General features: G+C 66.1%; 7 protein-coding genes. 1 reads left to right on the plus strand and 6 read right to left on the minus strand.

Going from position 1 to position 10,546, the window contains the following annotated elements; translation table 11 throughout:
* Positions 1–168: 168 nt before the first annotated feature.
* The 3 genes from OKC30_RS07110 to OKC30_RS07120 form a co-directional block, all read right to left on the minus strand.
* Positions 169–1,977, minus strand: a complete 1,809-nt coding sequence (locus tag OKC30_RS07110; protein WP_160837671.1) for a M3 family oligoendopeptidase — start codon at positions 1,975–1,977, stop codon at positions 169–171.
* A gap of 78 nt (positions 1,978–2,055) precedes the next feature.
* Positions 2,056–3,846, minus strand: a complete 1,791-nt coding sequence (locus OKC30_RS07115; RefSeq protein ID WP_160837673.1) for a M3 family oligoendopeptidase — start codon at positions 3,844–3,846, stop codon at positions 2,056–2,058.
* A gap of 169 nt (positions 3,847–4,015) precedes the next feature.
* Complete coding sequence (locus OKC30_RS07120; protein WP_041212856.1) at positions 4,016–4,927, minus strand: DUF808 domain-containing protein; 912 nt, start codon at positions 4,925–4,927, stop codon at positions 4,016–4,018.
* A gap of 206 nt (positions 4,928–5,133) precedes the next feature.
* Between OKC30_RS07120 and OKC30_RS07125 the strand changes: the two genes are divergently transcribed.
* The gene (locus tag OKC30_RS07125; RefSeq protein WP_160839379.1) at positions 5,134–5,736 is read left to right on the plus strand and encodes a DUF924 family protein; all 603 of its coding nucleotides are present in this window, start codon (positions 5,134–5,136) and stop codon (positions 5,734–5,736) included.
* Positions 5,737–5,790: 54 nt separating this feature from the next.
* On the opposite strand, the gene OKC30_RS07130 is transcribed toward OKC30_RS07125, so the two are convergent.
* The 3 genes from OKC30_RS07130 to secD all read right to left on the minus strand — a co-directional run bounded on the left by OKC30_RS07130 (position 5,791) and on the right by secD (position 10,465).
* Entirely contained in the window at positions 5,791–7,410 is a 1,620-nt protein-coding gene (locus tag OKC30_RS07130; protein WP_270809582.1) for a methyl-accepting chemotaxis protein, read from the minus strand.
* Positions 7,411–7,659: 249 nt separating this feature from the next.
* Positions 7,660–8,574, minus strand: a complete 915-nt coding sequence (gene secF / locus OKC30_RS07135; RefSeq protein ID WP_202395274.1) for a protein translocase subunit SecF — start codon at positions 8,572–8,574, stop codon at positions 7,660–7,662.
* 109 nt (positions 8,575–8,683) lie between these two features.
* On the minus strand, positions 8,684–10,465 hold the full coding sequence (gene secD, locus OKC30_RS07140; protein ID WP_270665395.1) for a protein translocase subunit SecD: 1,782 nt from the start codon (positions 10,463–10,465) through the stop codon (positions 8,684–8,686).
* Positions 10,466–10,546: the final 81 nt, after the last annotated feature.

The following is a 10,546-nucleotide window of genomic DNA, read 5'->3' on the forward strand; positions in this document are numbered from 1 at the left end:
ACTGTGTCGGTTCTATCGAAACTACCCCAGCGACAGGGCCTTGCGCCACCAAAACATCCCACTTTCTTGCTTTGGATCACGCCCCTTCGGGCCACCGAACCGCGCGCCGGGGCCGCTGTGGCAGCGCCATGCCCCGGCGGGACATGGCGCAAACCGGGTCTGGTGAGGTTAACTGCCGCACTGGGCGAAGCGCGCCACCGCCGCTTCCACCAGGGCCAGGCTCCCCTGCCAGAAGGCGGGTTTTCGAATGTCCTGCCCCAAATGCCGTTCGACCAGCTCTTCGGCGCTCATGCGACCTGTGTCTCGCAGCAGGGCGCGGTAGGCTTTCGCCACCCCCTCCTCCCCTGCGGCCTGGCGGCTCATCAGCTGCTGATAGACCCCGAGGCTGAACAGATAGCCAAAGAGGTAGGGGTAGTTGTAAAAACCGAAGCCCGCGATGGAGAAGTGCGCCTTGGCGGCCCAGAACAGGGGGTGATAGCGGTCGAGGCTCTGCTCGTACCAGCGTCCCCAGGCCTCGTCGGTGAGCCCCTTGAGCCGGGCCGACGACACATAGCCCTGCTCGCGCTCGGCCACCAGGGCCCGCTCGAAGTCGAAGCGGGCCGGGATGTTGACCAGGAAGGTGGCGGCGCCGTCGGCGTCCGCCCAGGCGATGGCCAGACGCTCCTCGGCGCTTCGGGCTTGCTCGTAGAGGGCGCTGCGCACCAGGGTCTCGGCGAAGATGGAGGCGGTCTCCGCCAGGGTCATGGGGTAGCTGCGCTGGCTCATGGGCAAGTCGCGGATGAGCCAGTTGTGCCAGGCGTGACCGAGCTCGTGGGCCAGCGTGATGACGTTGTCCATGGTGCCCGCATAGGTGATGAAGACCCGCGGCTCCACCGGCTCGGCAAACTTGGTGCAATAGGCCCCGGTGCGCCGGTTGGGGGTGGGGGCGGCATCAATCCAGCCGCGCTCGGCCATCATGCGGGCAAAGTCCCCCATCTCGGGGTCAAAGCGCGCGAAGGCCTGGGCGATGATGTCGACCGCCTCCTCGAAGGGGATCTCCCGGCGGCTGGCGGCAGGGGGCGGCGCAAAGAGATCCTCCGGCCCCAGCACCTCGAGGCCGAGGTGACCGGCCATCAGCCCCAGGGCCCGCTGGCCCAGATGGCGGGCCTGCCAGGTCTCCACCATCAGGGTATCCAGGGTCGCCCGCTCGATGTGGCTCTGGTGGCAGGAGAGATCCAGGGCATCGAGGCGCCGGTGTTTGCCGCGCTGGCGCGAGAGCTCCAGGCGCCAGCCGTTGAGGGCGTTGAGGATGGCCGCCACCGTCTCCTGCTCCCCTTCCCAGCCCGCACTGATGGCATCGAAGGCCTCTTTGCGCAGGGCCCGATCCGGGCTGGAGAGCAGGTTGCTCGCCTCTGCCAGCCCCATCTCGCGACCCGCGATCACCAGCCTTATCTTGCCCACCAGATCGTTGTAGAGGTTGCCCCAGGCGTGCAGGCCGTCGGTGCCAAGGCCGATGACCAGCTGCTCCGCCTCCACCGGCAGCCGCTGATCCTGCAGGCGGCGCTCGTGGCGCAGCCGGTACTCCTCCTCCCCGAGCAGGGGGTCGGCCATCAGTTGCTCAAACTCGGGCGCAGGCAGCCCCAGCATCAGATCTTCGATGGGGGCAAGCGTCTTGAACAGATCCGCATTGAGGGCACGGGCCCGGGAGGCAACCTGCTTGGCGAGGGGATCCCGGGCGTCCTGGCTCCCCTTGCAGGCGGCCAGCACGGCGATGTTCCAGCCGATGTCGCGAATGCGCCGGGCCCGCAGGCGTACCTCCCTGAGGAAGTCCTGCAAGGCGCCTGGGGTGCGCGGAACCTGGGCCAGTCCCTCGATAAAACCGCTCAGCTCGGCCAGGCTGGCGCGGGCCAGGCTCATGTCCGCCTCGAGGACACAGCTGTCGAGGGAGGGGTAGATGTGATCATTTTGCCACTGCTGTGGATAGACTCGTTGTTGCATCGAACGCTCATCGTCAGGGACGGGCCTGGCCCGTCGTGAAATCCAGGTGGCCAGAGCCACCACCATCGCGGGCAGGCATCACACCAGCCGCTCGAGGCGCACCACCGCCTCTTCCACATAGCGCAGGCTCTCCTGCCAGAACCCGGGTTCGCGGATGTCGACCCCCAGGTGCTTCTCCACCAGCGCCTCGGCGCTCATGCGACCGGTATCTCGCAGCAGGGCGCGATAGGCGGGCACAAACTCGCCCCCGGCCCGCGCATGCTGGGCATAGAGCCCCAGGCTGAAGAGATAGCCAAACAGATAGGGGTAGTTGTAGAACCCGGACTCGGCGATGGAGAAGTGACCCTTGCTGGCCCAGAACAGCTCGTCATACTGGCTGAGGGCGTCACCATAGCACTGCTGCTGCGCCGATTTCATCATCTCCCGCATCTGGCTCGCCCCCACGTAACCCGCCTCTCGCGCCGTCACCAGGGCGCGCTCGAAGGCAAAGCGGGCGGGGATGTCGAGCAGCAGGCTCGCGGCCCGCTCCCCGTCCAGCCAGGCGATGGCCCGGCGCTGCTCCACCTTGTCGGTGGCGGCCAGCAGGGCATCGCGCACCAGGATCTCGGCAAAGAGGGAGGCGGTCTCCGCCAGCGTCTTGGGGTAGCCCCGCTGCTCGAAGGGAAGATCCCGCAGCAACCAGCTGTGCCAGGCGTGGCCGAGCTCATGGGCCAGGGTGATGACGTTGTCCATGGTCCCCTCGAAGGTGAGGAAGACCCTTGGCTCGGGCGGATCGGCATACTCGGTGCAATAGGCGCCGCTTCGCCTGTGCTCGCTCGGGGCCGCATCGATCCACCCCTTGTCGGCCATCATGCGGACAAACGCCCCCATCTCGGGGTCGAAGGCGGCAAAGGCCTCCATCACCAGATTCAGCGCCTGCTCGAAGCCGAACTTGCCGTGCACGGCCTGGGGCGCCGGGGCAAAGAGATCCCAGGGGGCGAAGTCGGTGATCTGCTGGGCACAGGCCATGGCCCGCAAGGCGCGGCGCCCGAGCTCCCTGTGCTCCCCGGCCGCCGCCATCAGGGTCTCCAGGGTCGCGTCCGTGATGTGTTCCTGATGGCAGGTGAGCTCGAGGGCATCCAGCCTGCGCTCCTTGCCGCGCTGGCGGCCGAGCTCGTTGCGCCAGCCGTTGATGGCGTTGAGAATGGCGGCCACCGTCTCCTGCTCCGCCTCCCAGGCGCCCTGGATGGCGTGCCAGGCACTGGCGCGCCGCGCCCTGTCCGGGTGGGCGAGCAGGTTGTCCGCCTGGGCAAGCCCCATGGGCACCCCCTCCACCACCGGCAGCAGCCGCCCCACCAGGTTGTCGTAGAGATCCCCCCACCCCTGCAGGCCGTCCACCGCCAACCCCTCGATGAGCTGCTCGCTCTCGAGCAAAAGCCACTGATCCTGCAGCGCTCTGTCGTGATGGATCTGGTAGGCCAGCTCGAAGAGCTCGGGGTCTTGCAGCAGGGTGCGCACCAGTGACTCGGGGGCGCGAACCCAGAACAGGTCCACCGGCTTGCTGCGCTGGGCCAGGGTCGCCTCCAGCTGCTGGCCCCGGGAAAGCAGTACCCGGGCCTCCTCGTCGCGCCCGTTCTGGCTCAGCCGGTTGTAACCATAGACCTGGCTGTTCCAGGCCAGGCTCTTCACCCCGTTGGCCTCGCGGCGGATGGCCCGCAGCAGGTGGCGCAGGGCATTGGCATCCGCAACGGGATGGGCGGGATCCGGCAGGTCCGACAGGAGGGCGTCAAGCCGGGTAAGGGCGCGGGCAGCCTCCTGGAAGGCGGCCTCGATGGCAGGATCGTCGGGGGCGGCATAGATGTGATCATCTCGCCAAACGGGTGGTTTCATGGTTGTCCTTGTCTGTTTGCGTCCATATCGGGTCACCCCGCCTCTGCGGGCGGGTGAAACCGGATAGTACGAAGGGGGCCAGGCACTTGCCTAGCCCCCATTCGAGGCAACCAGCAGAAGAGCGCCCCCGGGTGCGACGGCCCCTGTCGGCCCTCCCCCGACAAGCGACCTATTTGGCGGGCTGAAGCTTGCTCACCAGGGTCATGGCCACCACCAGCACCAGCCCCGCCACCACGCCGGCCAGGGCGCTCAGCAGGGTGGGCGTCACCACGGCCAGTACCCCGCCGACCCCGGGCAGGGCGGCCACCGTGTCCGCCGTCCCTTCGATGAGATGATGGAGGAAGGGCCAGCCATGGACCAGAATGCCGCCGCCGACCATGAACATGGCGATGGTGCCCACCAGGGCAAGCAGGTGCATCAGACGGGGCGCCGTCACCAGCAGCCCCTGCCCCACCGCCCGGCGCACGGCGCCGCCATCGGGCTTTTGCAACAGGTGCAGACCGATGTCGTCGAGCTTGACGATGAGCCCCACCAGGCCATAGACCCCGACGGTCATCAGCAGGGCGATGCCCGCTACCACGGCGATCTGCAGGCCCAGGCTCGACCCCTGCACGGTACCGAGGGCGATCACGATGATCTCCGCCGAGAGGATGAAATCGGTGCGAATGGCCCCCTTCACCTTCTGGCGCTCATAGGCCGCCAGATCCTCGGGCACCGGCGCCGCCTGATGCGCCTCTTCCTCGTGGGGCAGGAACTTGTGGACCAGCTTCTCCGCCCCCTCGAAACAGAGGTAGGCCCCCCCCAGCATCAGGAGCGGGGTGATGAGCCAGGGGATAAGAGCACTGATGGCGATGGCGGCAGGCACCAGGATGAGCTTGTTGCGAAACGATCCCTTGGCCACCGCCCACACCACCGGCAGCTCACGCTCGGCCCGCACCCCGGAGACCTGCTCTGCATTGAGGGCGAGATCGTCCCCCAGTACCCCGGCCGTCTTCTTCGCCGCCACCTTGGTCATCAGGGCGACATCATCGAGCACGCTGGCAATATCATCGAGCAGGGTCAACAAACTGGCTCCGGCCATATCTGGCATTCCTTCTATTGAGTGGGACACATCCGGGCTGCCCCGGTCAGGGTGATGAGGGGGTCAGGGGATCACGGGCCCATCCGGGGATCACCCTTTGGGGCAAAAGATGGCACAGTGTAACGGGAAGCCGCCACGGCGGCAGCCCCCCATGGCAGATCCCCTGCTCCGTTTTCACCTCACGGCAACCGGCCCAAGGAGTTCCCATGCAACCCTGGCAACCTCTGCTCGATTTCTGGTTTGGCGATGACGCAGACGACGCCCCCCGTGCCGCCCGTCAGGCCCCCCTCTGGTGGGGCAAGAGCAGCGAGACCGATGCCCTGCTGGCCTCACGCTTCGGCGAACTGGCGGCCCGTGCCGCAGCGGGCGAGCTCGCCCGTTGGGAGGACGATCCCGCAGGGCGCCTGGCCCTCATCCTGCTGCTGGACCAGCTGCCGCGAAACCTTCACCGCCACACCCCCGCCGCCTTCGCCCAGGACGACAAGGCCAGGGCGCTGTGCCTCAAGGGGCTCACCCTCGGGGTCGACAAGGGGCTCTCGCCGCTGGCCCGGGTCTTCTTCTATCTGCCCCTCGAGCACGCGGAGTCCAGAGAGCAGCAGGCCAGAAGCGTCGCCCTGTTCGAGGCGCTGGCCGACGAGCAGGCCACAGGCCCGGCCCGGGCCACCTTCGAAGGCTTTGCCGACTTTGCCCGGCGCCACCAGGTGATCGTCGATCGCTTTGGCCGCTTCCCCCACCGCAACGCCATCCTGGGCAGGGCGAGCACGGAGGAAGAGGTCGCCTTCCTGCAACAGCCCGGTTCGGGGTTCTGACATAAAAAAATCCCCGCCATGGGCATGGCGGGGAGAGAACAACCGATCCACACATCACTGGATGCGATAGCGGGAGATCTGCTCGTGGATATTTTCCGTGGTCACGTTCAGCTCCTCTGCGGCGGCGGAGGTCTCCACCGCCGTGCTGCTGGTCTGCTGCACCACCTGGGCTATCTGCTCGACCTGGAGGGCGATGGATTCCGCCGCCGAGGTCTGCTCGCGGATGGCCAGGGTGATCTCGCCGACCTGATCCATGACGCGATGGGAGGCCTGGCGGATCTGGGTGATGATGGCACCGCTTTCCGTCGCCATGGCCACCCCTTGCGCCACCTTCTCCTCCACCAGGACCATTCTGGCCACCGTGGCCTCGGACCCTTGCTGGATAGCCTCCACCGTCCTTGAGATCTCCTGGGTCGACTGGGCCGTCCGCTCCGCCAGCTTGCGCACCTCATCGGCGACCACCGCAAAGCCGCGTCCCTGCTCACCGGCCCGCGCCGCCTCGATGGCGGCGTTGAGCGCCAGCAGGTTGGTCTGCCCCGCCACATCGTTGATGACGTTCACCACCCCACCGATGCGGGAGATCCCCTCCCCCAGCGCCGTCACATCGCGGGAGGCCTGACGAATGGCGTCGGCGATGTCGTTGATGGCGAGCACAGTGCGCTCTATGGTGGCCCCGCCGTCACTGGCGAGCTTGCCGGATTCATTGGTGATGCGGCTGGTCTCCTGGGTGCGCTGGGAGATGTCCGTGATGCTCACGCTCATCTCCTCCACCCCGGCGGCGATAAGGCTGGTGGCGTCATTGGCCTGACTCGCCGACTCCGCCATGTGCTGGGCCGCCTGGGAGAGGGACTCTGCCGTGCTCTTGATCTGCAGGCTGCCCACCGAAAACTCGGTGAAGGTCTGCTGCAAGGTGTCCAGCAGGCGGTTGACCGCCGTCAGCGTCTGGCCGATCTCGTCCTGCTGGCTCACATTGGCCCGCAGGGTGAAGTTCAGGTCGCGCTGGATCTCGGACAGGGTCGCCATGGCCAGACGGAGGGGATTGGCGACCTGCCTGAACAGCCAGAGAAAGAGCACCAGCGTGAGGGCACCCGTGCCCACCGAGATGAACAACAGGGCCTGCATGCTGCTATCGGCATTCTGCTCGCCTCGCAGCTTGACGGCGTCACCTTGCTGGATGTTGAAGTGGACGTGCTTGTCGATGGCCTTGGTAAGCTGCTCATACAAGGGGGCAAGCTCCTTGTCGATCGCCTCTCTGGCCTCTACATTCTTGTTCTCGCGGGACAGGCGCAGGACGTCTTCAGAGGCCTTGCCGTACTGGGCAACCAGGCGCCGATCATCGGCGACGAGCTGCCTGTCCTCCTCATTGGAGATCATCCCGTTTTCATACTGGCTCAGCAGGGCGTCCATCTTGGTGTGAAGGGATGCAATGCTCTGCTCTATCTGACTCATCTTGCCGTCGTCGGTGTTGAGCACGTGCGCCTGGATCAATGAATGCAGGGCGTAGAAGTCTGTCTGTATCTCCTTGATCGTGGAAATGCTGGGAACGGTGTTGTCTGTTACATAGCTGAGATCCGCATTGGCGGAGGAGAGTCTGCTGATGCTGAACCAGCTGAGACACCCCAGGGCCAGCATGACCAGCAGGGCAATGAGTTGAAGCCGACGAGCGATATTCATGAGTGCTTACTCCATCCATAGACTCCCTGCCAGGGTAGCCGATGCGGGCCCCGAAAATAGCGCCTAAAACATGCATTTCATTACACTTTTCAACTTCTGCTCGGCCGCGTCACACCCGCCGCCCCAACCCGGCCTTCGGGACCGCCGCCCCCCTCTGGCAGAATGGAAAAAGGAAGGCATTCGCCTTCCTTTTTTGCCCGGGGCGGCCGCACTGGCCGCCCATGAGCCCCGTGACGGGGCGCTCGGCGGTCACGCCGCCTCGGCCAGCTCCTCCTCTTTTTTCTGGTAGGCCTGGGGGGAGAGCCCCAGCAGCTCCTGCACGGTGGAGGCCACCGTGATGGAGGAGAGCGTCCCCACCAGGATGCCGGCGAACAGGGTGAAGGAGAAGCCGTAGAGGGCGTCGCCGCCGAACAGGAGCAGGGCCCCCACGGTGAAGAGGGTGGTGCCCGAGGTGATCATGGTGCGGCTGAAGGTGGCCTTGATGGCCACGTCCGAGCACTCGTGGATCCCCATGCGGGCACGCGACCCCAGCAAGTCCCGCAACCGGTCCGAAATGACGATGCTGTCGTTGAGGGAGTAGCCTATCACCGCCATCAGGCCCGCGATGACGTTGAGGTCGAACTCGATGTCAAAGAGCGCGAGCAGCCCGATGGCCACCAGACCGTCGTGCAGTACCGACACCAGGATGCCGATGGCCTGGCGCCACTCGAAGCGCACCGCCAGGTAGGCGGAGATGGCGAGCGAGGCCACCAGCACCGCCAGCATCCCCTGCTGGAACAGCTCCGCGCCCACCTGGGGCCCGACGATGGTGGTGCGCAAGAGCTCCACCGGCAGGGCGAGTTGCTGCCCCAGCATGGTCGCCAGATCCTCCGCCGCCCAGGGCAGTGCGTGGGGGGGCAGCTTGATGAGCCACTCGCCGGGCACACCGGCGCCGTGCAGCTCCACCACCCCCGCCAGGGGCGCCGTCAGCAGGGCGTTGAGCTCATGGGCCTCCTTCAGGGTCTGGATGCGAAACTCCAGCAGGATCCCGCCGGTGAAATCGAGCCCGAGGGCGAGCCCTTTTGTCGCAAGGACGGCCACGCAGGCCAGGGTCAGCAGCAAGGAGGCCCACAGCCCGATATAGCGCCAGCGGGTCAGCCCCATGGCCAGGATCATTCTCAGCATTGTTCTTCCCTCGACGTCAGGTGGTTCAGACTTCCCGGCAGGAAGCGGTCGGTGCGCAGGTCATACAGACTCACGGGCGCGGCGTCATGGTGATGAAGTCGGTTCATGGTCATACCCTCAGCAGCTTGGCGCGGCTGTTGCCCCACAGGGGGTTGATGATGGCGCGGGTGCCCCAGATGCCGGTCACCATGCTGGAGATGAGCCCCAGGATCAGGGTGATGGAGAAGCCCTGCAGCGGCCCGGAGCCGATGGCATAGAGCACCACGGCGCAGATGAGGGTGGTGATGTTGGCATCGAAGATGGTGCGAAACGCCGAGCGATAACCAAAGTCGATGGCGTTGGCCAAAGACCCCCCTTCCCGCAGCCGGTCCTTGATCCGCTCAAAAATCAGCACATGGGTATCCACCGCCATGCCGACGGTGAGCACCAGACCGGCGATCCCCGGCAGGGTCAGCACGGCCCCCGGCAATACCGCCAGCATCCCCACCTGCATCAGCAGGTTGGCGACCAGCGCCGTGATGGCGACCCAGCCGAACTTGCGATACCAGGCCATCATGAACAGCATCATGCCCGCCATGCCGAACGCCAGGGCGGTGAAGCCCGCCTCGATGTTCTGCAGACCCAGGGTCGGGCCTATGCTGCGCTCTTCCAGGATCTTCAGCGGCGCGGTGAGGGCCCCGGCCCGCAGCAGCATGGCGAGCTCCTGGGCCTCGGGCAGGCTGCCGATCCCGGTGATGCGGAACTGGTTGCCAAGGGCGGTCTGGATGGTGGCGACGTTGATCACCTCGCTTCGGGCGCGCAGCTTGCCTTCGGTGTTGGTCTTGTACTCGGTGAAGACGGTGGCCATGGGCTTGCCCACGTGCTGGCGGCTGAACTGGTTCATCTTGCTCCCCCCCAGGGTGTCGAGCACGATGTTGACCTGGGGCTGCCCCATCTCCCCCATGTTGGCGCGGGCATCGACGATGTGCTCGCCGCTCAGCACCGGCTGGCGGGCCAGCCCCACCGCCTGGCCGCTGCGATCCGCCATGAAGAAGCGGCTGTCGGCCTTGGCTTCATAGAAGGCCAGGGACGCGGTGGCGCCGATCACCTCTTTCGCCTGCTTGGGGTTGTGCACCCCCGGCAACTCGATGCGGATGCCGTCCTGCCCCTGACGCACCACCGAGGCCTCGACGATGCCGAGCTCGTTGATCCGCTTTTTCAGGATCGACAGGTTCTGGGTCACGGCGTTGTTCACCAGCAGGGTGCGCTCGGCGTCGCTCAGCACCAGGGTCAGTGCATTGCCGGAACGGCTCAGTGTCCACTGATCCTGGCGGGTACCGGCACTCTCCTTGATGATGGAGAGCCAGGCCTCCTGCCCCGCCACGTCGGGCAGGGTGACGGCCACGCTCCCCTGGGCGGTGCGCATCACGCTGGCCCCCCGCAGGTTGGCCTCGCGAAAACGGGTGCGCAGGGTATCCACCAGGTTCTTGGTCTGGTTGTCGATGACGAAATCCACGTCCACCCCGATCAGCAGCTGAGAGCCACCGCGCAGGTCCAGCCCGAGCTTGATGGGGTCGGCGCCGAGCCGGCTGATCCAGGCCGGGGCGTTGGAGTAGAACTCCAGGGTCAGGGCGGCGCTGTCCAGCCCCTGCTGCTCCAGCAACTGCTTGGCCAGTTGCTGCTCCCCCTGGCTGGCGAACACCAGCGCCATCCGGTCGCCCTGGGCGATCTGCTTGAGGGGGTCGATGTGGTTCTCGGCCAGCAGGGTGCGCTGCGCGTCGCTCAGGCGCGACTGGCCGTGCAGACCGAGGGAGGGCTGCTCACCGAAGAAGGTGGGCAGGGAATAGAACGCGAACGTGACCAGCATCAGCAGCAACAGGGCGTACTGCCACAGGCTCATGCGGTTCAACACGGTATGATACCAATCAGATTAAAGATGTGATCTAATTGCTCTATTCTGGTTTCACTGTACTCAGTATGTCCGATCCAATCG

Origin of the sequence: Aeromonas sp. QDB18, from assembly GCF_027705325.1 — a bacterium.
GTDB classification, from domain to species: Bacteria; Pseudomonadota; Gammaproteobacteria; order Enterobacterales; family Aeromonadaceae; genus Aeromonas; species Aeromonas caviae.

What these genes read in the sequence shown, in the direction of transcription:
- OKC30_RS07110 (WP_160837671.1), bottom strand. Translation starts at nt 1,977, where the DNA reads ATGCAACAACGAGTCTATCCACAGCAGTGGCAAAATGATCACATCTAC.
- OKC30_RS07115 (WP_160837673.1), bottom strand. Translation starts at nt 3,846, where the DNA reads ATGAAACCACCCGTTTGGCGAGATGATCACATCTATGCCGCCCCCGAC.
- OKC30_RS07120 (WP_041212856.1), bottom strand. Translation starts at nt 4,927, where the DNA reads ATGGCCGGAGCCAGTTTGTTGACCCTGCTCGATGATATTGCCAGCGTG.
- OKC30_RS07125 (WP_160839379.1), top strand. Translation starts at nt 5,134, where the DNA reads ATGCAACCCTGGCAACCTCTGCTCGATTTCTGGTTTGGCGATGACGCA.
- OKC30_RS07130 (WP_270809582.1), bottom strand. Translation starts at nt 7,410, where the DNA reads ATGAATATCGCTCGTCGGCTTCAACTCATTGCCCTGCTGGTCATGCTG.
- secF (WP_202395274.1), bottom strand. Translation starts at nt 8,574, where the DNA reads ATGCTGAGAATGATCCTGGCCATGGGGCTGACCCGCTGGCGCTATATC.